The 20,573-nt window shown below is 71.5% G+C and carries 20 protein-coding genes; 10 read left to right on the top strand and 10 right to left on the bottom strand.

What is annotated here, in order from left to right:
* Positions 1-168 precede the first annotated feature (168 nt).
* Positions 169-603: a DUF2267 domain-containing protein gene (locus ACZ37P_RS09975; protein ID WP_467345922.1), complete on the top strand. Its 435-nt coding sequence runs from the start codon at positions 169-171 to the stop codon at positions 601-603.
* Here the strand turns inward: ACZ37P_RS09975 and ACZ37P_RS09980 are convergent.
* Positions 558-1,802, bottom strand: coding sequence for a PP2C family protein-serine/threonine phosphatase (locus ACZ37P_RS09980; protein ID WP_391046133.1), 1,245 nt, complete (start codon positions 1,800-1,802; stop codon positions 558-560). The two genes, ACZ37P_RS09975 and ACZ37P_RS09980, sit on opposite strands and share 46 nt — an antisense overlap.
* A 367-nt stretch (positions 1,803-2,169) precedes the next feature.
* Positions 2,170-2,502 carry a MerR family transcriptional regulator gene (locus ACZ37P_RS09985; protein WP_355342602.1) on the bottom strand — a complete coding sequence of 111 codons (333 nt, stop codon included), beginning with the start codon at positions 2,500-2,502 and terminating at the stop codon, positions 2,170-2,172.
* Positions 2,503-3,219: 717 nt separating this feature from the next.
* On the opposite strand from ACZ37P_RS09985, the gene ACZ37P_RS09990 reads away from it, so the two are divergent.
* Together ACZ37P_RS09990 and ACZ37P_RS09995 are read left to right on the top strand one after the other, a co-directional pair.
* On the top strand, positions 3,220-4,233 hold the full coding sequence (locus ACZ37P_RS09990; RefSeq protein WP_355342599.1) for a dihydroxyacetone kinase subunit DhaK: 1,014 nt from the start codon (positions 3,220-3,222) through the stop codon (positions 4,231-4,233).
* Between the two features lie 35 nt (positions 4,234-4,268).
* On the top strand, positions 4,269-5,015 hold the full coding sequence (locus tag ACZ37P_RS09995; RefSeq protein ID WP_355342596.1) for a DAK2 domain-containing protein: 747 nt from the start codon (positions 4,269-4,271) through the stop codon (positions 5,013-5,015).
* Between the two features lie 130 nt (positions 5,016-5,145).
* On the opposite strand, the gene ACZ37P_RS10000 is transcribed toward ACZ37P_RS09995, so the two are convergent.
* Together ACZ37P_RS10000 and ACZ37P_RS10005 are read right to left on the bottom strand one after the other, a co-directional pair.
* Positions 5,146-5,838 carry an HAD family hydrolase gene (locus tag ACZ37P_RS10000; protein ID WP_355342593.1) on the bottom strand — a complete coding sequence of 231 codons (693 nt, stop codon included), beginning with the start codon at positions 5,836-5,838 and terminating at the stop codon, positions 5,146-5,148.
* Between the two features lie 161 nt (positions 5,839-5,999).
* Positions 6,000-6,965, bottom strand: a complete 966-nt coding sequence (locus tag ACZ37P_RS10005; protein WP_467345925.1) for a ScbA/BarX family gamma-butyrolactone biosynthesis protein — start codon at positions 6,963-6,965, stop codon at positions 6,000-6,002.
* 111 nt (positions 6,966-7,076) lie between these two features.
* Here ACZ37P_RS10005 and ACZ37P_RS10010 point away from each other — a divergent pair, with 111 nt between their 5' ends.
* On the top strand, positions 7,077-7,736 hold the full coding sequence (locus ACZ37P_RS10010; RefSeq protein ID WP_355342587.1) for a ScbR family autoregulator-binding transcription factor: 660 nt from the start codon (positions 7,077-7,079) through the stop codon (positions 7,734-7,736).
* A gap of 254 nt (positions 7,737-7,990) precedes the next feature.
* Positions 7,991-8,305 (top strand): hypothetical protein, encoded by a 315-nt coding sequence (locus tag ACZ37P_RS10015; RefSeq protein WP_401308727.1) that lies wholly within the window; start codon positions 7,991-7,993, stop codon positions 8,303-8,305.
* A gap of 70 nt (positions 8,306-8,375) precedes the next feature.
* Here the strand turns inward: ACZ37P_RS10015 and ACZ37P_RS10020 are convergent, their stop codons facing one another.
* From ACZ37P_RS10020 to ACZ37P_RS10045, 6 genes are all read right to left on the bottom strand, one after another.
* The gene (locus ACZ37P_RS10020) at positions 8,376-9,641 is read right to left on the bottom strand and encodes a chloride channel protein (RefSeq protein WP_355342581.1); all 1,266 of its coding nucleotides are present in this window, start codon (positions 9,639-9,641) and stop codon (positions 8,376-8,378) included.
* 221 nt (positions 9,642-9,862) lie between these two features.
* The gene (locus ACZ37P_RS10025; RefSeq protein WP_467345927.1) at positions 9,863-12,793 is read right to left on the bottom strand and encodes an AfsR/SARP family transcriptional regulator; all 2,931 of its coding nucleotides are present in this window, start codon (positions 12,791-12,793) and stop codon (positions 9,863-9,865) included.
* Between the two features lie 93 nt (positions 12,794-12,886).
* Complete coding sequence (locus ACZ37P_RS10030) at positions 12,887-13,249, bottom strand: hypothetical protein (protein ID WP_355342575.1); 363 nt, start codon at positions 13,247-13,249, stop codon at positions 12,887-12,889.
* 118 nt (positions 13,250-13,367) lie between these two features.
* Positions 13,368-13,946, bottom strand: a complete 579-nt coding sequence (locus tag ACZ37P_RS10035; protein ID WP_467345928.1) for a hypothetical protein — start codon at positions 13,944-13,946, stop codon at positions 13,368-13,370.
* A 217-nt stretch (positions 13,947-14,163) separates the two neighbouring features.
* Complete coding sequence (locus ACZ37P_RS10040) at positions 14,164-14,796, bottom strand: response regulator (RefSeq protein WP_188280250.1); 633 nt, start codon at positions 14,794-14,796, stop codon at positions 14,164-14,166.
* A gap of 26 nt (positions 14,797-14,822) precedes the next feature.
* Entirely contained in the window at positions 14,823-15,791 is a 969-nt protein-coding gene (locus ACZ37P_RS10045) for a HAMP domain-containing sensor histidine kinase (RefSeq protein ID WP_467346211.1), read from the bottom strand.
* A gap of 320 nt (positions 15,792-16,111) precedes the next feature.
* Between ACZ37P_RS10045 and ACZ37P_RS10050 the strand changes: the two genes are divergently transcribed.
* The 5 genes from ACZ37P_RS10050 to ACZ37P_RS10070 all read left to right on the top strand — a co-directional run bounded on the left by ACZ37P_RS10050 (position 16,112) and on the right by ACZ37P_RS10070 (position 20,524).
* Complete coding sequence (locus ACZ37P_RS10050) at positions 16,112-16,384, top strand: cation:proton antiporter regulatory subunit (RefSeq protein ID WP_188280217.1); 273 nt, start codon at positions 16,112-16,114, stop codon at positions 16,382-16,384.
* 45 nt (positions 16,385-16,429) lie between these two features.
* Positions 16,430-16,888, top strand: a complete 459-nt coding sequence (locus tag ACZ37P_RS10055) for a CBS domain-containing protein (RefSeq protein ID WP_355342569.1) — start codon at positions 16,430-16,432, stop codon at positions 16,886-16,888.
* A gap of 148 nt (positions 16,889-17,036) precedes the next feature.
* Complete coding sequence (locus ACZ37P_RS10060; protein ID WP_467345930.1) at positions 17,037-18,323, top strand: ArsB/NhaD family transporter; 1,287 nt, start codon at positions 17,037-17,039, stop codon at positions 18,321-18,323.
* Positions 18,324-18,689: 366 nt separating this feature from the next.
* A complete protein-coding gene (locus tag ACZ37P_RS10065; protein ID WP_355342563.1) occupies positions 18,690-19,052 on the top strand; it encodes a hypothetical protein in 363 nt (120 codons plus the stop codon).
* A gap of 227 nt (positions 19,053-19,279) precedes the next feature.
* Positions 19,280-20,524 (top strand): NAD(P)/FAD-dependent oxidoreductase, encoded by a 1,245-nt coding sequence (locus ACZ37P_RS10070; protein ID WP_467345932.1) that lies wholly within the window; start codon positions 19,280-19,282, stop codon positions 20,522-20,524.
* Positions 20,525-20,573 lie beyond the last annotated feature (49 nt).

A 20,573-nucleotide genomic window follows, 5' to 3' on the forward strand; every position in this document is an offset into this window, starting at 1 on the left:
CCCGCGCCTGTGGTGGTGTTTCCCCTGGTGACCACCCAGCCTTTCCTCCCCGTGGTCCCGGTCCTTTAGGTGACAAAGCCCCCGACGCCCCCCCGCCCCCCCCCTCGGTGGCCGCCCCCCCTCCCCGGGCCCGCCCGCCGCCCGAAACGGAAGGCCACCGCCGCAGCCATGCACGCCCAGTCCGAACAGCGCCGGACCGCGTCGGCGCTCACCTACGACCAGATGCTGGAAACCGTCCGTTACGACGGCGCCTACCCCACCCGCGAACGCGCAGAGCAGGCCGTCCACGCCGTGCTCGCGGCCCTGGGAAGCCAGCTCGGCGACGACCTGCGCACCGCGCTCGCCGCCCATCTGCCCCGTCAGGCCGCTGACGTCCTCACCGCCCAGGCGCCCACCGCGCAGCCCCGCACCGGCTGGAGCTTCGTCCAGGACATCGCGGCCCGCACCGGCGTCACCCCCGCCGTCGCCCGCTGGGACACCGGCGCCGTCCTGAGCACCGTCGCCGCCCTCCTGCCCGGCGACCTGCTCACCCGCACCATCAGCGAACTCCCCGCCGGCTACGCCCTGCTGTTCGGCCGCGCAGAACTCGCCCGAGCCGCCTGACCCCCCGTCGCGCCGTCCGGGCCGTGCCATTCGCAGAACAGGACGGTGGCGTCGTCCTCGAGGCGTCCGTGGTGGTACTCCATGACGGTGCGCATCAGGCGGCGCAGCGTCTCGTCGACGGGAAGGTTGTCCGCGTGGTGGCGGGTGATGAAGTCGGTGAAACGCTCCACACCGAATTCCCGGCCGTCGCTGTCGCGGGCCTCGGTGATGCCGTCGGTGAACAGCAGCAGCCGGTCTCCGGGCTCCAACTGCTCGGTGCGCTGCTCGACCGGCAGGTTGAATCCGCTGCCCATCGGCCCGGCCGGAGGGCAGTACAGGGTGCTGGACCACCGGCCCCCGCGGATCAGTACCGGCAGCAGGTGGCCCCGGTTGACCCAGCTGAACTTGCCGGTGTCCAGTTCCAGGTCCGCCAGGACGCCGGTGGCGTACCGGGTGTGTCCGAACTGCCCGACCAGCGTGTCTTCGATGGCTCTGCTGGCGTCGGGAATGGTGGCGCCGGCGCGGCGGTGGCTGCGGCAGGTGGACATCGCCAGAGCGGCGGTCAGTCCGGCGGAGGTGTCGTGCCCCATGGCGTCGAAGATCGCCAGGTGCAGGATGTCGTCCGCCAGCGCGTACTCGAAGGCGTCCCCGGCCACCTCGTAGGCCGGTTCCATGAAGGCGCTGACCGTGGCCCGCTGGTCGGAGAAGGTCCGTGGCGGCATCAGCGCCCATTGGAGTTCGGCGGGCACGCCCATCGGCCGGGTGCGGGTCAGCCGGGCGTGGGAGTCGCTGTTGGCCCGCTTGGAGACCAGCAGCAGTCCGGCCATCGACGCCAGCGCCAGCGCCACCTCACCGTCGGGCGTGCCCGTGTCGTCGGGGCCGGGCTCGACGTGCAGGACGCCCAGACGTTCCGTGCCGTCCCGCACCGGCATCCAGCACGCCCCGCCGGACGCCGGGGCGGTGACCTGTGTGATCTGGTAGGCGCGACCGGGCAAGGTGCCCTCGATCCGGTGCTCCTCGCCGCCCTCGCCGGCGTTCAGGCCGGTCCCGGTCACCTCGCGCAGTACCTCCTCCTGGAGATCCGCCACGAAGAGCCGGGCCCCGCCCGCGCCGGCCTGCTTGGCCGCGGTGTCCAGCAGACGCGGCAACCGCTCGAACGGCGCCGTATGGCTGGCCTCCAGCAACCCGGCCAGTGCGCGCGCCAGACCGTGCGCGGTCATGCCCACCGCTTCGGACCGGAACGCACCCTGCCGGCATCAGTCTCTTCCGCCATGACTCAATCCCCTCACAGCGCGGGACCACGAGGTCGCGCACATCGACCAGCACATGCCACCGGGGACCACAGGGCACACGCCCGAGGGAACGACACCAGCGCGACCACCCCACCCGGCCACTCCGCGGCGGCCGGGACGACGGTCCCCACAACCCTGCCACCCAGGCCCGTCCCCAACAAGCGGCTCCCGCCGGGAGCGGCGAGGACACGGCTCGGGCCTCCGCCGGGAGCACGCGGAATGCCGGGCCACGGCGCGTCGGAGTCGTTCAGGCAGCGAGTCGTTCAGGTAGGGAGTCGCTGAGGTCGGGAGTCGTTCAGCCGGTGGCCCGGTCGCGGGGCTCGGAGGAACTCAGCTCCTCGTTGATGCGCTGGGCCTCCGCGAGCTGGTCCTCGAGGATGACGATGCGGCACGCCGCCTCGACGGGGGTGCCCTGGTCGACGAGCTCGCGGGCGCGCGCGGCGATGCGCAGTTGGTAGCGGGAGTAGCGGCGGTGTCCGCCCGCGGAACGCAGCGGGGTGATCAGGCGGGCTTCGCCGATCGCGCGGAGGAAGCCTTGGGTGGTACCGAGTATCTCGGCTGCTCGGCCCATGGTGTACGCGGGGTAGTCGTCGTCGTCGAGTCGGCCGAACGAGTCGTCTGCTGTCATCTCGCCTCTCTGTGGAACGCGCTTGAGGGGCCTTGGTGCCGAACGGCACCAAGGCCCCGAAGGAACTGCTACACCATCTACCGGCTTACGTACTGCGCCGGCTCTCTGTGTCCGCATCGCCACCGGGAGGGGGTTGGCGGCTGATGCGGGGATCGCGGTTGCTTGACCGGAGACCACCTCACTATCGATGTCCTGCGGTACCCGGGCCCGAAAATCCGCCCGGGCGATCCTGATGGCGCTCGGCTCCTCCGTTCTTCCCTCGGGATCAACCCTCTGAATCATCTCTTGGCACTGCGGTACTGCTCGTGGCGGCCCCTGATCACCTCGGGCCACCCGGTCCGGCGGTCAGTCCCATCGCCCGTCTGGCAACAACCCCGGCTCTGGAACTCCACCACCGCACCGTCCTGCGTCCTGCACTTCGCGTACTGCTGCCCGGCAGTTCGTGTCTGCCGGGCCTTGCTGATCTCGGCTACGAGAGAAACCATAACCACGTCACCGCCGAATGTCTACTCCGGCCGACATAGATTCTGCGTGTCCCGAGAGGGAGATAACCTCCGGCGGCCACGCGGCACGCCTTATACCCGACCGCCCGCTCGTACGTCCGGTACTTCTGCGACAGCCACTCGTACGTGGGCGGAAAGTTGCCGTTTCGGGTGATACCGAACAGCATGATTACGCAGGAGACCGACCGCGTTCTCCGGAAAGGTCTGGTGCACCATGGGCCTTTACTTCGCGAACGAGATCGACGACCTCGTCGTGGACTCCCTGGCCGGTTTCGAACGGGCGCACGCCGACAGCGTCGCCTGGGACGAAGCGAACGGCTTCGTACGGGCGCTGACCCCGTCGCCCGCGCGACGCGTGGGCCTGGTGTCCGGTGGCGGCTCGGGGCACGAGCCGCTGCACATCGGCTATGTGGGCGCGGGCATGCTGGACGCCGCCTGTCCCGGCCGCGTCTTCGCCTCGCCGCACAACCGCCAGATCTTCGCCGCCTCGCTCGCCGTGGCGCGGGAGAACGGTGTGCTGCACCTGGTGAAGAACTACACCGGCGACAAGATCAACTTCGGTATCGCCGCCGAACGGCTCGCTCGTGAGGGCGTCGACTGCGCGCGGGTCCTGATCGACGACGACGCCGCCTCGGACTCCGCGGAGGTCGTGAACGGCCGCCGGGGCACCGGCGCGACGGTGCTGGTCGAGAAGATCCTCGGCGCGGCGGCGGACACCGGGATGGGCCTGAAGGACCTGGCCGCCCTGGGCGTGGACGTGGTGGGCCGCTGCCGCAGCATGGCCGTGGCCTCCGCCGCCCACACCGCTCCCGCCACCGGCCTGCCCGCCTTCGACCTGCCGGCCGGCGGTCTCGAGTACGGCGTCGGCATCCATGGTGAACGGGCCCGTCGCACGCTGCGCGAACGCCCGTTGCGCGACCTGGCCGCGGACATGGTCGGCACGCTGGCCGACCCCCTGGGCCTGGTCCCCGGCACGTCGGTGATCGTGCTGGTCAACGGCCTCGGCGGCATCACCAGGATGGAGCTGTACGCCGTCCTGCACGAGGTCACCAAGGTGCTCGACGGGCGCGGCGCGGCCGTCGAGCGCACGCTGGTCGGCGACTTCGTCACGGCCCTGGACATGCGCGGCTTCTCGCTGACGTTGCTGGTGGCCGACGCGGACACCCTCGCCTACTACGACGCGCCCGCCCACACCCCCGCCTGGCCCGCGACCGCACCGGTCGTATAGGAACCCCGCGACTCACGAGTTCCCCGGAGGCAGTCATGGCCGCACCGTCCCGCACCGCGTTCACCGATGCCTGGATACGCCGGTTCGCCGCCTCCGCGGAGGCCACCGAGCCCGAACTGACCGCACTGGACCAGCAGGTCGGCGACGGTGACTTCGGCGCGAACCTCGTCGCGGGCCTCCGGGCGACGCTGCGACGTCTCGACGACCCGATCGGCCCGGAGGCGTGGAAGGCCGCCTCGAACGGCGCACCGGAGCGGGTCAGGCCCCCCGAGGCGAGCTGCGCCGGCCCGCTGGACGCCGCCGCGGCCGCTTTCCTCGATGAGGTCGGCGGCACCAGCGGGCCCCTGTTCGGCCTGCTGTTCCATGAGATGGCGGCGGCGCTCGCGGTGAGCGAGGGGGGACCCGACGCCGGAGCGCTGGCCGCCGGTGTCGGCAACGGCCTCGCGGCCATTCAGCGGGTCGGAGAGGCGACCGTTGGCGACAAGACCCTGGTCGACGCGCTCGCCCCGGCCTCCGACGCGCTGACGGCGCAGCCGCCGGGGACCGACCCGGCCACCGCCGTGGCCCACGCGGCGCGGGCCGCGTGGGAAGGCGTCGGCAACACCGCCCGGCTGACGGCCAGGCGCGGCCGCGCGAGCTACCTCGGCGACCGGGCGGCCGGCGTCCCGGACCCGGGCGCGGTGGGGATCGCGCTGCTGTTCTCCTCCGCGCGCGGAACCGTCTCCCGGCTGGGCCCGCTGCTCGCGGCGGCGGGGGACGTACCGGAGGAACAGAGTGCCTGACCGGCCACGCGGCTGACGGACGACCGGCGGACCCGGCGGGTGACCCGCGGGCGGACGGGGCAGCGGGGGAGTGGGCCGGTCCGTCCGGAGGACACGGGGCGGGAGACCCGCCGGTCCGCGGCGGGTCGGATCAGACCGGCAGCCGCTGGGCCATCCGGCGCGTCGCCCACTCGAAGATGCCCGGCTCGTCGAGCGTCGCGACCCACAGGTCGACCCGCGCCGCGATGTCCTCGCCCGGCCAGGGGCCGACGCCGACGACGCGCAGGCCGCCGCGTACGGCCGCCTCCACCCCGCAGGCGGAGTCCTCGACCGCCAGTGTGTCGCCCGGCGCGGCGCCGCAGAGCCGGGCCGCGGTCAGGTAGACGTCCGGGTGGGGCTTGGGCCGGTTGTCCTCGTCGGCGACCACGATGTGGTCGAAGTGGTCCCGGAGCCCGGCGTGGTCGAGGCAGGTCTCCACGACGTCCAGGGGGCAGTTGCTGGCGACCGCGAGCGGGGCGAACTTGGCGGCCGTCTCCACCAGCTCCCGCGCGCCGCGCATGGTCTGCGGTTCGCGGGCCACCAGCGCGCGGAAGTGGTGCAGCAGGCCGGAGGTGAGCTGGACGCCGAGCTCGGGGCGGCCTGCTTCGTCGGCCATGAGCTGACCGCACTCGGTGAAGTGCAGGCCCTTCGCCCGTTCGGCGAAGCCCTCGGCGGGGGCGACCCCGACATCGTTCATGGCCAGTTCGCGGGCCTGCTGCCAATGGCGTTCGGTGTCCATGAGTGTGCCGTCGCAGTCGAAGACGATGGCCGCGGGTGTCCACGAAAGAATGGGATGAGAGTTCATCGGGGATTTCCTTTTCAGGAATGCCTGAATGTGCCGGCGATGCGACGTCGCATTCCTCGCGGCGGGGTCGGCATACCGGTGAAAGCAGACGGGCGCGGGCCCTCGGCGGACGCGGCCCCGTAAAAGGGCCGTCTGGGAGACCGCCAAGAACATATCGATCGTTACGTTATGGATGTCAACCCAACGTAGTCAAGTGAGTCCTCTGCGTAATCACCCGAGTCGCCGTATCCGAGTACGCCGAAAGCGGCGCGCTCGGCGCCGTTGTGGATGCGGAAGACGCAGGTCCGGTGGTGCGGGACGCACTCCACGCTGGCCCGCGGCGTGAACTCGGCGAACCGCGCCGCCACCAGACGGCCGCACGTCGGATGGAGTAGTACGCCGCCGCTGACCTCGGCGGCTGCCTGCCGCGCCGCCTCCAGGAGCACCATGCCGGGGACGTGGTCGGTCGGGTGGTCGAAGAAGAACGGGTGGCAGGGGTCGGCCGGGTCGATCTCGACCGTGCCGGCGCGGTGGGTGATCAGCACATCTCTGAGGTGGGCGACGGCCAGCGCGGCGGGCGCGGGGCGCCCGTCGGCCGTCGGCGTCGGCTGGCGTGCCGTGAGGCGTTCGGCGCGCAGCGCCGCGTATCCGTGAGCGCTCAGGAAACGGGCACCCCCGTTGGCCTGCGCGAACGCTCGGCCGTCGGCGAGGTAGGTGACGTCGAGCCGCAGGCCGGTGGTGACGCCGTCCGCCCCCTGGCGGCGACCGCCGACCGCGATCCGGCACGTCACCTCGGTGCAGCCGTGGCCCGCCCGCGGCGCGCGTCCGGGCCGCAGGTCGAACGACAGGTCGGTGATGAGCAGGTGGCTGGTGGGCGGGACCCCGTACCAGCGCAGGGGTATGTAGATGCCGAGTTGCCGCAGGGTCTCCACCAGGACCAGCGGGCTGTGCCGGTCGGTCCCGTCGAGGGGGAAGGTCGTATGCGATCGGGGCCAGGCGGCGGCGGCCTCGAACGCGTCGTCCGCCGTCGGCCGTACGTCGGTCAGGAGAACCTCGGCGACGGACGCGCGGTGCACTGTCTCGCGGGGGACCGTCCGGGACCAGGTCAGCGGACGGGCACGACCGCCGACCCCTGTCGGAGAATTCATACCATAAGGAGAACTCACGCCCTGGGGATTTGCACGCGCATTGCTTCGTGGATGTTGCGCGGAGGTAGTAGATTGCCTGCTGTTGGTGACGGCGCGGCAGGCGGAGTGAACGTGCAGGAGCGGGCGGAGACGACACGGCGGTTTCTGCTGGAGGCCGCGGCGCGTCTGTTCGACGAACGTGGTTATGCGGGGACGAGTATCAGCGACATCAGCGCGCTGTCCGGCCGCACCAGCGGAGCGATCTACTTTCATTTCGCCAACAAGGAGAAACTCGCGCTGGCCGTCGTCGAGGCGCACTTCGCGACCTGGCCGGAACTGGTCGACCGCGCCCGGACGGCCGACGCGCCCGCGCTGGAGAAACTCGTCGCGCTCAGCTTCACCGTGGCGCGCGCCTTCCGCGACGATGTCGTCGTGCGCGCCGGGTCCCGGCTGTGGATGGAGCGCAAGGCGATCGACGCGAGGCTGCCGACCCCGTTCAGTCCCTGGATCGAGACGGTGACCGCGTTGCTGGAGGAGGCAGGCCGCCGTGGGGAACTGGCCGACGGTGTCGCCCCGGCGGTCGCGGCCCCCGGTGTCGTCTACGCCTTCTTCGGCCTCCACACCGTCTCCGACGCGCTGGACGGCCGCGACCAGATCGAGGAGCGGCTGCACGACCTGTGGGTGCTGCTGCTGGGGGCGCTCCAGCGGGTGCCGGAGGCGGCGGGGCTGCTGGGGCGAGTCAGGAACGGGAAGGCCGAGCCGGTGGGGGAGCGGGTCGCCTCGCCCGCGTAGCGGCGGTGGAGCAGGCGGATTCCGCTGAGCCGGGCCATGGTTCTCCGCACGGTCCCGCGTCCCGCGTCACGCGGGGCCGGGGCCGCGCGTGCGGTGATGCGTCCGTTGGCCACGGCCGCCGCGCGGCGACGTCCCGACCGTGATCTGATGGAAAGGCGCTCTCGCCGCCGAGCGCGACCCGCGGGCGAAGAGGTCCGCCGACGGATCGGGCGTCTCGCCCCCCGATCACTTTCCAGCGCCTGAACGAGGCCGCTATGAACCAGCTCCACCACTTCCACATCGAACACGCCGGACACTCGATCAGCGTGGACGTCAGCGGCGGACACCACCGAGAGGTCGAACTCCTCGTCGACGGGCGGGAAGTGGGCCACCGGGAGGACGGGAACGCCGACCGGCTCACGCTCTCCGGGGAACTGCCGGAGGACCCGCCCCGGCCCTTCGCCGTCCGCGTGGAGGGGCGACCGCACCACCGATCCCAGCCTCCGACCTGCACGCTCGTGCTCGCCGGAGACGAATTCCCCGTCCCCGACCGGACCCCTGTGCGGCGTCCTGACCACCGCGTCCGCTGAGCCGGGGCAGGAGCAGGATTAAGGCCGGAGGGGGAGCAGGACCGGGGCCGGAGCGGGACCGGCGCCGGGGTCACGCGGGTCGTCCGGAAAGAACGGGCCCCTGTGGCAACAGTTCGGCGGCCATGAAGGAGATCACGGAGGCGAGGACGATGACCGGCACGGAGCCGGAGTGGCCGAGCATGATCGCGACCAGTACGACGCTGCTGACCGGCAGCCGCAGCGCCGATGTGGCCGCCGCCGCCATCCCGGCCGCCATCGCGGGTACCAGGCCGAGCCCCGGCAGCGGGGCGAGCAGCGCGCCCGCGGCTCCGCCCAGGAAGAGGGCCGGGAAGACCGGGCCGCCGCGCAGGCTCCCCAGGCACAGGACGTAGGCGGCCCCCTTGAAGACGAGCACCGCCACCAGCGCCCCCACCGACCAGGCATGCGGGTCCTTGGCCAACTGCGACAGCGTCGCCTGGCCCGACAGCGCCGCCTCGGACGGCGAGCGGCCGGTGCTGACCGCGAAGAGCGCGACGCACCCGCCGGCCGCCAGCGCGCAGAGCGTCGTGTGCGGCAGCAGTCGGCCGGACACGAAGACCGCCACGTACCGTCCGCCCACCACGAGTACGTGGACGGCCGCTCCGATGACCAGTCCCATCAGCAGCGACCAGACGACGTCGCCGGTGTCCAGCACGGGAGGGGCGGGCAGACCGACCGCCAGGCTCCCGGTCTTGAAGCCGGTCCACTGGCCGAACCCGCTGAAGATCACCGATCCGATGCCGCTGGCCAGCAGGGCCGGCAGCATCACGGCGAAGAGCTGCGGCCCGCCCACGCCCGCCACCTCCATCAGCAAGATGCCCGCCACCAGCGGGTTGCCGAAGATCGCGGAGATCGCCGCCGCGGAACCGGCGGCACCGAGCAGGGCGGTGCTCCGCGGTGAGGCCGGCGCGCGCGCCAGGTCACGGAAGACCAGGGCCAGCCCACCGCCGAGCGCGATCAGCGGGGCCTCGGGTCCCAGCACCGCCCCCAGCGGCAGGCTGAACAGCGCCGCGATGATCACACCGGGAATCGCTGCCCTCGTTGGCCCACCTGAGTGCAACCCGGCCGCCGGTACGTGTCCGCCGCGGCCGGGCAACCGGCCCGCCACCAGCGGGACGACCAGTCCCGCCAGCGCGAACGCCGGAAAGGGCCACCACCAGGGTGCGTGCGGCCACCCCAGATCCTTGGGCCAGTCCGTCCAGACCAACTGCTCCAACTCGTGCAGCGCCGCGAGGAACCAGAAGGCCAGCGCGGACACCGGAATGCCGATCAGGGCGCAGAAGAGCAGCGCTCGCCGGTAGGCGGGGTCGCGCAACATCGTCCGCAGCCGCTCGGCCTCGGGCGGCTGGGTTCCGGGGGAGGCCCCCGCGGTGGCGGCCTTCGACTCGGCGATAGGTCATCTCCATCGGTCGGCGCGCAGGCGGAACTGCACCCGGGGCAGCGCGAGACTACCCACCCCGACCCCGCCGCCCCCGGCGGCCACGGCCCCGTGACCTGGAATTCCCCTGAGTGGCGGTACGGACGGACCGCGCGGCGTCGTCATGGTGACGACGGGGGCGCCGGGGTCTTCGTCCGGTGCGCGTCACCGATGGTCTGCCACAGCCGCAGTGCACGTTCGTGGTGGCGGTGTGCCAGGTGGTGGGCTCCGGCGGCGGCGTCCAGGTCGCCGAGCAGTTGCCAGCACGCGGCTTCGTCGTGGCGGTCGCCGTGTCGTTGGAAGATTCCGGCCGCGCGCTCCAGCGCCGGGCCTGCCCGGTCCCGGTCGTGCCGGCCGGCGTGCACGCGGCCGACTTCCAGCAGTGTGTACGCGGCGCACCGCTCGTCGGCCAGTTCCTCGAAGGCGGCCAGCGCCTGCCCCAGGCAGCGCAGCGCCTCGTCCGGATCGCCGCGCCGGTCGTGCAGCCGGCTGAACCGCCGCAGCACGACCGCCACCCGATGCCCGTCGTCGAGCGCCCTGGCCTGGCGCAACGCCTCGCCGAACCAGGACTCCGCCTCGTCGAGTTCGTCCTGCATGAGCCGCATCACGCCCATCGAACACGACAGTTGGGCTTCGAGGTGGCGGTCGCCCTCACCGACCGCGATGGACAGGGCCCGCTCGATACGGGCGGCGGCTTCGTCGTAACGGCCCTGCACCCGGCTGATCGTGCTCAGCATGGCCATCGCCAACGCCTGGCCGCGCTTGTCCTCGCCGTTCTGGCACAGGGCGGCGGAGGACTCCAGGGCGCGGGTCGCCTCGTCGAACTCGTCGCGGTAGATGTTCAGTTGGCCAAGGCCGCGCAGCAGCACCGACGCACCGCGCGTATTGCCCGCGGCCTCGGCCGCTTCCCACGCGAGCAGGTGCCCGTGCTCCCAGTCCTGGTAGAGGCACCGGTGGTCGTAGTAGGTCGCGGGACCTGCCGCCAACTCCCAGGCCAATTCGTCCAGTCCCCAGTCCACGGCCAGCCGGACCGCGCCGAGCAGGGTGTCGCGTTCGGCGTCGAACCAGGCGACCGGGTCGGCCATCAGCCGGTCCACGACCGCGTCCGGCAGCGAACGGCGCGGCGCGGAACCGGGTTCGGCGACCAGCAGCCCTGCGGGCAGCCGCTCGGTGGCGCGCCCGGCCAGATCGAGCCAGGTGGCCAGCACGCGGACCATCGCGTCCCGCCTGTCCGCCTCCGGCAGCTGTGCGGCGAGCTCCACGGCACAGGTCCTGATCAGGTCGTGCAGCCGGTAGCGCGGCTGGCCGATGGCGTCGGTGGCGGTGAGACGGACCAGGCTGGCGTCGACGAGGGTGTCCAGCACGTCGTCGGCGTCGCGGCGGTCCAGCAGCGGGCCGACCACCCAGCCGGGCAGGGTGGACGCGCCGAGCAGCCCCAGTAGACCCAGCGCGCGTACCGCGTCGGGCGGGAGCAGTCGCACGCTCAGTTCGACGTTGGCTCGCACGCTGAGGTCCCCGATCCTCAGCTCGGCCAGTCGGCGGGACTCGTCCTCGATCCGTTCCCGCAGCACCCGCAGCGACCAGGCCGGGCGGCCGGTGAGCTTGGCGCCGGCGATCCGGATCGCCAGCGGCAGGTTGTCGCAGCAGGCGAGGATCGCGTCGGCCTCCGCCGGTTCCCGCTCGACCCGCCGCCGCCCGACGATGCCGGTGAACAACTCCCGCGCCTCCGCCAGGCTCAGCACGTCCAGGTCGATGTGCTGGGCGCCGGGAAGCTGCGTCAGCAGCATGCGACTGGTGATGAGCACCGCGCAGCCGTCGGCGCCCGGCAGCAGGGGCAGCACCTGACTGGCGTGACCGGCGTCGTCCAGTACCACCAGCATCCGGCGGTCCGCCAGTAACGACCGGTAGAGCGCGGCCCGTTCGGGCAGGCCGGTCGGGATCGCGCTGCCGCCGACCCCGAAGGCGCGCAGTGCCTCGGCCAGCATCAGCGCCGGGTCCCGTGGCGCGTCCGACGTTCCGGCGAGGTCGAGGTAGAGCTGGCCGTCGGGAAAGGAGGCGCTGGCCAGCCGCGCGGCGTGCGTCACCAGGGAGGATTTGCCGACACCGGGACCGCCCACGACGACGGCCACCGGGGCCCGGTCGGGCGCCGACACGTCCAACTGCCGTGCGACTTCCGCCAGCGCGTCGGCTCGGCCCACGAAGTCGTGCACGCCTAAGGGAAGTTGGCGTACCGGCAGCGCCATGGCCGGTTCGGCGGCGGCGCCGGGCCCGTCCGGTCCGGTGGCCGCGGGGCCGCTCGCCGGGGCGGGTGCCGCCAGGGACGGGTCGGCGGCCAGAATGCGCTGGTGCAGGGCTTGGAGCGGCGGGGTGGGATCGACGCCGAGTTCGTCCGCGAGCGTCCGGCGCAGCCGCTCGTACACCTGTAACGCCTCGCCCTGCCGCCTGCACCGGTACAGGGCGACCATCAAATGCTCGGCGACCTGCTCGTCGAAGGGGAACACCCCTAGCAAGGCGGTCAGTTCCTCGATGACCTCACGATGGCGCCCCAGGCCGACCTCGATGCTCAGGCAGAGCTTGTGCGTGGCCGCGCGCTTCTCGTTCAGCCGTGCCGCGTCCAGCTCCAGGACCCGGCTCGCCATGCCGACCAGGGCGTCACCGCGCCAGCAGGCCAGCGCGCGCCGCAGCGCGACGGCGGTCTCCAACGGTGAGGTGTGCCGCTCGGCGAGCTGCCGCTGGTGGTCGAATTCCAGCAGGTCCAACTGCTCCCGTTCCAGGTGGATCTGGTAGCCGCCGCGCCGGGTGCTGATCAGGGAACGCGACGCCCCGCACGCGGCCAGGTTGCGGCGCAGTCCGGACATGGCGTCCTGGACCTGGCGGACCGCGGTGGCGGGGACCTTCCCGTCCCACATCACGGCAACGAGCTGTTCCATGGTGACGAGGTTGTTCGCGTCGACCAGAAGCGCGGCAAGCATCTTCGCCTGCCGCGCTCCGTCGAGTCGGACTTCGCACCCCGCGACCTGGGCGTGCAACGGCCCCAGCACGCCGAATCTCATGCCCCCGGCACTCCACGATCAGTGCCGGACCCCCGTCTGACCCGGCATCAGAACCGATCCTAGCGCCGCCCCGTGGCCCGCAGGGGTGCAGGTTCAGCCATACGCCGCGAGGAAGCACGCGGACGTCAGAACGTCATAGTTCCTGTCATTGACGTCCTTTATCGTGGCGGCCAATGCGGGCACACAGGCGACAAAGGCGTTCTCCGCGTTGACGAAGGCGGCGACAGCGGTCGTGTTGCAGATGATGATCCGCGTCGTGGTGGCCGCGTAACCCCACTGCGTGAGCGTGCTGATGCAGGAGTTCGGGTTGGCGTCGGGCTTCACCTGCGCCGCGGGCGCGCCGGCAGGGGCCGTGGCGGCGGAGGCGGCAGGCGCCATCGCCAGACCACAGCCCGCGAGAGCGACCGCGGACAGCGCGGCGGCGGCGAGGCGGCGGCCGGAGAGCGGCTTTCTCATCTGTTACCCCGTTTCATGGGAAAAGGTGCTGATGGTACGGACGGTGTCCGTCACCAGACGGACGACGACCTTGGACAGGGGACTTCCTTCGACGGTGGGCTTTCGTCGACAGGGGGACTCAGGTGGCCACGTCGAAGACGAGCCACGCCTGGTATCCCGAGTCCTGGGACGTTCCATTGCACGGATAGCCGCGCAGGCCGTACTGGAGGGAGAGATCGGCGCACATGTTGGCGTGGTCTTCCTGGTACCGCCCGTTCTGGAGCACGACCTGGGTGATGCCGTGAGCCTGGCGGGTGACGAGCCGCCACTCCTGCCATCCCCCGGTGTAGCTGGTGTTGTAGCAGGGGAAACCGCGCAATCCGTATTCCTGGGAGTAGTCGAGGCAGTTGCTGCTGCCCACGTTCTCCAGGTTCGCCCAGCCGTTGGCGTTGATGACGACCTGCCACCGGTACGACGTGTCGTAGAGATCGCACGGAGCGTTGCGGACCCAGTCGACCGGATGCCCGTGATAGGTGGTCAACTCGCGGGAGTCCTGCATGCAGGTGTTGCCCGCGTCCGGCGACAACGATTCGAGCCGGTAGATGTGGCCGGTCTGCCACGACCAGGCGGGCGCGGCGTCGGCGGATCCCGTGGTGGCCAGGATCAGTCCCGCGGCCATCGCCACCGCGGCGGCGATACGAGGCAGGGGTTTTCTCATGTGGGCTCCTATCAGCCGGGTGACGGGACTCCCCGCCCACCGGCGCGGCGGGCTCACAAGCTAGGGAAACGGGTCCTTCCGACGTCCTTGACTCGTCCTAGCGCGAGGTCGTGGGGGCCATCGGGAAGCGTCGCTGATGTCGCCGCGTGCGGCGCGCCGGACCCGGACCCGGCGCCGGACCCCTGCCCGGTGCCGGACCCAGCCGCGGCCCCGGGCCTCAGGGTTCGACGAGGCCGGCCCGGATCGCGTACCGGGTGAGGTCGATCCGGTCGCGCATGCCGAGCTTCTGGAGGATGTTCGCCCGGTGCCGGTCGACGGTCTTCACGCTGATCACCAGCGTCTCGGCGATCTCCTTCGCCGAATTCCCCTCGGCGATCAGCTTGGTGACCTCCTCCTCCCGCGGCGTCAGGATGCTTTCCGGCAGCTTCTCGCCCTGCCTGGCCCGATGCAGGTAGTCCCGGATCAGCGCGGTGATCGCGCCGGGATAGAGGAACGGCTCGCCGCGCATCGCCGACCTGACCGCCTCCAGCAGATCCCGGTCGGCGACCGACTTGAGCACGTATCCCGACGCGCCGGCCCGGAGCGCCTCGAAGAAGTACTGCTCGTTGTCGTGCATCGAGAGCATCAGGATGCGTACACCGGGGGCTCGCCGGGAGATCTCACGGGCCGCTTGCAGGCCGGTCATCCGCGGCATCGCGATGTCCAGAATCGCCAGGTCGATCTCGGACCCGCGGATCATCTCCACCGCTTCCGCCCCGTCGGCGGCCTCGGCGACCACCGTCATGTCGGGCTCGGCGTCGAGAATCAGTCGCAGGCCCCGCCGGACCAGTGCGTGGTCGTCCGCCAGCATGATCCGGGTCTTGGTCGTGGACACGCTTACCCCCGCTTCCTCTGCGCCGCCGACGGAATCGGGCCGTCGGCGGGAACGGTCAGCCGGACCTCGGTGCCGGTGCCGGGCACGGCGGTGATGGACAGCCGCGCGTCGATCAGCAGCGCCCGTTCCCGCATTCCCCGGATGCCGGCGCCCTCCCGGCTCACCTCGCCGAGGCCGTCGTCGGCGACCCGCAGCACGACCGTGTCCGCCTCGGGCCGCAGCGACAGCTCGACCCGGCCGGCCCGGGCGTGCCGGGCCACGTTGGTCAGGCTCTCCTGGGCGATCCGGTAGATCACCAGTTCCTTCTCCGTGCTCAGCGCGGGCAGGTCCGGCTTCGCCCGCCGGACCACCGGCACCCCGCTGACCTGCGAGAATTCCGTCGCCAGCGCGTTCATCGCGCTGAGCAGCCCGAGATCCTCCAGCACGTCCGGGCGGAGCCTGCGGGCCACCCGTCCCACCTCGTCGAGGCTGGACCGCACCGTCTCCTGCACGGCGTGCAGGTCGTCGCGCAGGTCGTCCGGGGCCCGGTCCACGGCCCGCTTGAGGCCGAGCAGCACGACCGTGAGACTCTGCCCGATCTCGTCGTGCAGTTCCCGCGCGATCCGCTGCCGCTCCGCCTCCTGGGCGGCGAGCGCGTCCGCGCTACTGGCGCTGCGTTCGGCCCCCAGCCGGTCCAGCATCGCGTTGAAGGTCGCGATCAGGTCCGCCAGGTCACCGTTGCCGGAGTCCGCCAGCCGGTCCCCGCCGCGCAGCAGGTCCACCCGGCGCATCAGCGCGGTCAGCGCTTCGAGCGGGGCCAGGCTGGCCCGCAACAGCAGGGCGTTCACCGTCAGGATGAGCGCCAGTCCGACGATCAGCACCGGGATCTCGGCCAGCCGTACCCGTGAGGAGACAGTGGCCGGTGAGAGCGCGAGCACGAGCGTACCGATCGTGAAGACCAGGCCGTTCAGCACGACCAGGCGGCGGAACAACGCCTGGGCAGGTGCCCTGCGGCCGGGCTCGTCCCGGCGCCCGTCCTTGCCTCGGCGGTCGGCTTCTTCTCGGTGCCCGGGCTCCTCTCGGCGGCCGGGCTCGGGGATGGCTGCCCGGTCAGCGGAATTGGTCACCGTGCCAGCCTCGCTCGGGAGCGGCCCGTTTGTCCATCGGGTCGCTCACCCATCCACAACCCCTTTCACCTGCATGTTCCGCGCGGGCAGAGATGGGTGTCGGACCCCATGGCCGGGTCGGCCGAATTCCCGAAACGTAGAGGGGGACCAGCCTCCCTTGCTCGAATGACCCGAAGGAGCCCTCAGTGGAGATCACCCGCACCAGTGTTTTCGGCGTCGGCGTCGTCAACCACTTCTCGACCCGTGAAGGGCAGCGCTTCGGCGTACTTGTGCATCAGTCCGGACGCCGATCGCTGCTCTGCTACGGCGCGGGCGATCCGGACGTACCGGTCAACCAGATCGAACTGGACCTCGACGAGGCCGACCAGGTCGCCGAGGTGCTGCACAGCGTCTCGGTCGCCGACCGGCTGGCGAGCCTGGAACGCCGGCTCGCCGAGCTCCAGGGCGGGTTCGCGTGATCAGGACGTATCCGAAGGTTGGTCCAGGCCAGGGGAGTTGGTGGAATGCAGGCACAGCAGATCGCCGTGACCGTACCGACGGTGACCGTTCGGGACTCCGTGGCCCACGCGGTCCGGTTGATGGCGCTACGCCGGTTGCCCGGCATGATCGTGGTGGACGACAGGGGCCGACCGCGTACGGTGCTGCCGGGCACGCAGGTGCTGCGGATGGCGGTGCCCGACAGCTACCGGGCGGACCGGGCGTTGGCCCGGGCCATCGACGAGGCGCACGCGGATCACTACTGGGACGAACTCGGCGACCTGACCGTGGGCGACTGCCTGCACCAGGGGCTGGCCCGGGTGGTCACGGTCGGCCTGGACGGGACGCTGCTGGAAGTGGCCGCCCTGATGGCCGGGCAGCGCAGCCCGCTGGTGGCGGTGGTCGACCACGCCGGTGTGCTGGTCGGGGCGATCACGCTGGAGCGGGTGATCGCCGAATTCGCGGTGGCCCACCCGGACGTCTGATCGCGCCCGGACGTCTCATGGGGCCGGGACGGCTGATCGCGCCCGGACGTCTGCTCCCGCCGGGACGGCTGAGTCCGGCTGGACGTCTCATGGCGCCGGGACGGCTGATCCCGTTGTGCGGCGGCGCGAGCCGGTCGGGGGGTGACCGGTGAGCGCCGTCGTCGCGCTATCCATCTTCTCGGTGGCGTTCTTCTTCATCGCCACCGAGAAGGTCGACAAGGTCAAAGTCGTACTGGTCGCGGCCGCCGTGATGCTGGTGTTCGGCCTCGCGCCCGGAGCCGAGGTGTGGTTCTCCCAGCACGCCGGGGTCGACTGGGAGGTCATCCTCCTGCTGCTCGGGATGATGATCATCGTCGGGGTGCTGAAGCAGACCGGCCTCTTCGACTACCTCGCCATCTGGTCCGCGAAGCGGTCGGGCGGCCGGCCGTACCGGCTGATGGTCATGCTGATGCTGATCACCGCTGTCGCGTCGCCGTTCCTGGACAACGTCACCACGATCATGCTGGTCGCCCCGGTGACGGTGGTGGTCTGCAACCGGCTGCACATTCCCGCGCAGCCGTACCTGATCGCGGAGATCCTGGCCTCCAACATCGGCGGCGCCGCAACCCTGATCGGCGATCCGCCGAACATCATCATCGGCAGCCGCGCCGGGCTGACCTTCACGGACTTCCTGGTGCACATGGCCCCGATCGTCGTCGTGATCTTCGCGGTCTTCGTGCTCTTCACCCGGGTGCTGTTCCGCAAGTCGTTCCGGTACAACCCGGAGCACGTCAACGCTGTCCTGGCGTTGCAGGAGCGGCGGGCGATCACGGACGTACGGCTGCTGGTGCGCTGCCTGGCCGTACTCGCGCTGGTGGTGGTCGCCTTCTCGCTGCACTCCGTGCTGCACCTCGACCCGTCGGTGGTGGCGCTGGTCGGCGCCGGGCTGATGCTGCTGGTCTCCCGGATGGACGTCACCGAGGTGCTCAACGAGGTCGAGTGGCCCACCCTGGTCTTCTTCATGGGCCTGTTCGTGATGGTCGCCGGTCTGGGGCACACCGGGGTGATCAGTACGTTCGGCGATTGGGTGGTCGGCCAGGTGGACGGCAACTTCTTCGGCGCCGCGACCGCCCTGCTGTTCGGTTCGGCGATCCTGGGGGCCTTCTTCGACAACATCCCGTACGTCGCCTCCATGGCCCCGGTGGTCGAAGGGCTGGTCGCCGAGGCGCCCGACGAGCGCACCGGTCAGGCGATCTGGTGGGCCTTCGCCCTCGGCGCGGACTTCGGCGGCAACGGCACGGCGGTGGCGGCCAGCGCCAACGTGGTGGCGATCGGCATCGCCGCCCGCAGCGGCCACCGCATCTCGTTCTGGCAGTTCACCCGTTACGGCATCATCGTGACGACCATGAGCTGCGTGATCGCCTGGCTCTACATCTGGCTCCGCTACTTCCTCTGAGCGGGCCGAGGCTTCTCTGAGCAGGCCGCATTCCCTCCGAGCGAGCCCGCCGACCGGGCAGGACATCCCGTCCTGCCCGGTCGGCGCGCTGCCGTGCGGCCGACCGACCGCGGCCTCACCTCGCCCCGGCCTCACCTCGCCCCGGTGTCCCCGGCAGCCCCTCCCGCCATCCTCCGACGCCCCTGACGCATCACTGAACTCACTTCTTTTCAGGCTGAGTTAGGGAAATTTCTTTCACTTGCCCGGCTTATTGCGCGACTGTGTCGCCGAACCTACGATCGGTGGCGCGCGGAGACCCCGCCCCGTCCCACGGATGCTGCTTCCGGCTCGTTCCGCTCCCCCCGCCCACCGAAGGGACAACGACCTGTGAGAAAGCTCCGTCTGACCGCCGCCGCGTGTACCGCGGCCCTGGCCGCCCTGCTGGTACCGGGCGCCGCCACCGCGTCCGCGAGCACCACGGACTGGCCCAGCGGCTGCCAGTACTACACCGACTTCGACTTCATCTACGGCCAGCTCTCGATCTACAACAGCAAGGTCTGCAACGGCGTCAGCCAGCCCGCCTACGCCGTGATCGAGAAGGTCAGCAGTACGGGCACGATCACCGCGGTGGCGTACGGCGTCGGCATCGTCCGCTACACCTGCCAGGGCACCGCCGTGAACACCTTCCGCTTCGACGGTGACCTCAGCCACCAGGTGACCCTGACCCCGGGGGCGCTTCCCTGCGGCTGACCACCGCGCACCCGTCCGCCGCCTCCCCCTCCGGCCGACGGTGAAGACGGGTCCTGTCACGGCGGTGGCAGGACCCGTCCACCGGCGGGCGCCCGCGCGGAGCCGGTGATCCCATGGGCTCACAGGCCGTGGCAGACGTGCGGGGCCGCCGACGGCCTGCCATGATCCGCAGGAAGAGGCAGCGCGTCGCCGAATCCGCGTTGGCCGTCGCGCGGCGGGAGGCTCGAATGACACGCGGAGCGAGTGAAGGCGCCGTCGACGTGGTGGTCGTCGGCGCGGGTGTGGCGGGGCTGGCCTGCGCGCAGGACCTGGTGGCCGCGGGGCTGCGTGTGCGAGTGCTGGAAGCGTCGGACGCGGCGGGCGGCAGGATGCGTACCGACGTACGCGACGGGTTCCGCTTCGACCGCGGCTTCCAGGTGGTCAACACCTCCTACCCGCAGTTGCGCCGTCGCCTGCGGCTGAGCGAGCTGCGCCTGCGGCCGTTCACACCCGGCCTTCTGGTGCACACCCCCCAGGGGAAGCTCCGCCTGGGCGACCCGACGCGCCACCCGCGGATGGCGGCCGACCTGCGGCCCGGGCGGTTGGGCACGCTGCGTGATCTCGCCGGACTCGCCATGATGAGCGGCCGCGACCTGCTGGCGCCGCCCCGCGTCCTCAAACGCCAGACGGACCGCACGACCCGCACCGCGCTCGCGCAGGCGGGCATCGGCGACGAACTGGTCGAAACCCTGTTCCGCCCGTTCCTGTCGGGAGTCTTCCTGGAGGACGAGCTGGAGACCTCCAGCCGGTTCTTCCATCTGGTGTGGCGCTCCATGCTGCGCGGCACCCTGTGCCTGCCCGCTCGGGGAGTCGCCGCGGTGCCCGAGCTGATGGCGGCCACGCTGCCGGACGGCACCGTCGCCTTCGACGTCCCCGTGGAACGGCTCACCGACGACGGGGTGCTGACGGCCCGCGGTGACGAACTGGCCGCGCCCGCGGTGGTCGTCGCCGCCGGCCCGGCCGCCGCGGCCTCACTCGTACCCGGCCTGCGCGTACCGGCGACGCGATCGGTCACCACGTACTACCACGCGGCTCCTGAACGACCGCGGGCCGAACCGACGCTCATCGTGGACACCGCACGGCGCGTGCTCAACACCGTCGTGCTCAGCGAGGTCAGTCCCACCTACGCGCCGCCCGGCCGGGCCCTGGTCTCCACCTCCGTGCTCGGAGTCGACGAGACCGAGGGCGGCGAGGCGGAGGTGCGCCGGGTACTGGCCGAGCTCTACGAGACCGACACCACGACGTGGGAGCCGGTGGCCGCCTACCGCGTCGCCGAAGCGCTGCCCGCCATGCCGCCGCCGTGGCCGCTCAGCCGTACCACGCGGGTCTCGCCCGGCCGCTACGTCTGCGGCGATCACCGGGCCACCGGCTCGGTCCAGGGGGCGATGGCCTCCGGCGCCCGCGCGGCTCGCGAGCTGCTCGCCGATCGCTGAGACCGTTCGATCGCTGAGGTCGGTCGGGCGTTGAGGTCGTTCGGGCGGG

The sequence above is a fragment of the Streptomyces sp. NPDC024632 genome, from assembly GCF_055559175.1.

Excerpts from the sequence above, each read along its gene's own strand:
- ACZ37P_RS09975 (WP_467345922.1), top strand. The coding sequence starts at position 169 with ATGCACGCCCAGTCCGAACAGCGCCGGACCGCGTCGGCGCTCACCTAC.
- ACZ37P_RS09980 (WP_391046133.1), bottom strand. The coding sequence starts at position 1,802 with ATGACCGCGCACGGTCTGGCGCGCGCACTGGCCGGGTTGCTGGAGGCC.
- ACZ37P_RS09985 (WP_355342602.1), bottom strand. The coding sequence starts at position 2,502 with ATGACAGCAGACGACTCGTTCGGCCGACTCGACGACGACGACTACCCC.
- ACZ37P_RS09990 (WP_355342599.1), top strand. The coding sequence starts at position 3,220 with ATGGGCCTTTACTTCGCGAACGAGATCGACGACCTCGTCGTGGACTCC.
- ACZ37P_RS09995 (WP_355342596.1), top strand. The coding sequence starts at position 4,269 with ATGGCCGCACCGTCCCGCACCGCGTTCACCGATGCCTGGATACGCCGG.
- ACZ37P_RS10000 (WP_355342593.1), bottom strand. The coding sequence starts at position 5,838 with ATGAACTCTCATCCCATTCTTTCGTGGACACCCGCGGCCATCGTCTTC.
- ACZ37P_RS10005 (WP_467345925.1), bottom strand. The coding sequence starts at position 6,965 with ATGAATTCTCCGACAGGGGTCGGCGGTCGTGCCCGTCCGCTGACCTGG.
- ACZ37P_RS10015 (WP_401308727.1), top strand. The coding sequence starts at position 7,991 with ATGAACCAGCTCCACCACTTCCACATCGAACACGCCGGACACTCGATC.
- ACZ37P_RS10020 (WP_355342581.1), bottom strand. The coding sequence starts at position 9,641 with ATGTTGCGCGACCCCGCCTACCGGCGAGCGCTGCTCTTCTGCGCCCTG.
- ACZ37P_RS10025 (WP_467345927.1), bottom strand. The coding sequence starts at position 12,793 with ATGAGATTCGGCGTGCTGGGGCCGTTGCACGCCCAGGTCGCGGGGTGC.
- ACZ37P_RS10030 (WP_355342575.1), bottom strand. The coding sequence starts at position 13,249 with ATGAGAAAGCCGCTCTCCGGCCGCCGCCTCGCCGCCGCCGCGCTGTCC.
- ACZ37P_RS10035 (WP_467345928.1), bottom strand. The coding sequence starts at position 13,946 with ATGAGAAAACCCCTGCCTCGTATCGCCGCCGCGGTGGCGATGGCCGCG.
- ACZ37P_RS10040 (WP_188280250.1), bottom strand. The coding sequence starts at position 14,796 with ATGCTGGCGGACGACCACGCACTGGTCCGGCGGGGCCTGCGACTGATT.
- ACZ37P_RS10055 (WP_355342569.1), top strand. The coding sequence starts at position 16,430 with ATGCAGGCACAGCAGATCGCCGTGACCGTACCGACGGTGACCGTTCGG.
- ACZ37P_RS10070 (WP_467345932.1), top strand. The coding sequence starts at position 19,280 with ATGACACGCGGAGCGAGTGAAGGCGCCGTCGACGTGGTGGTCGTCGGC.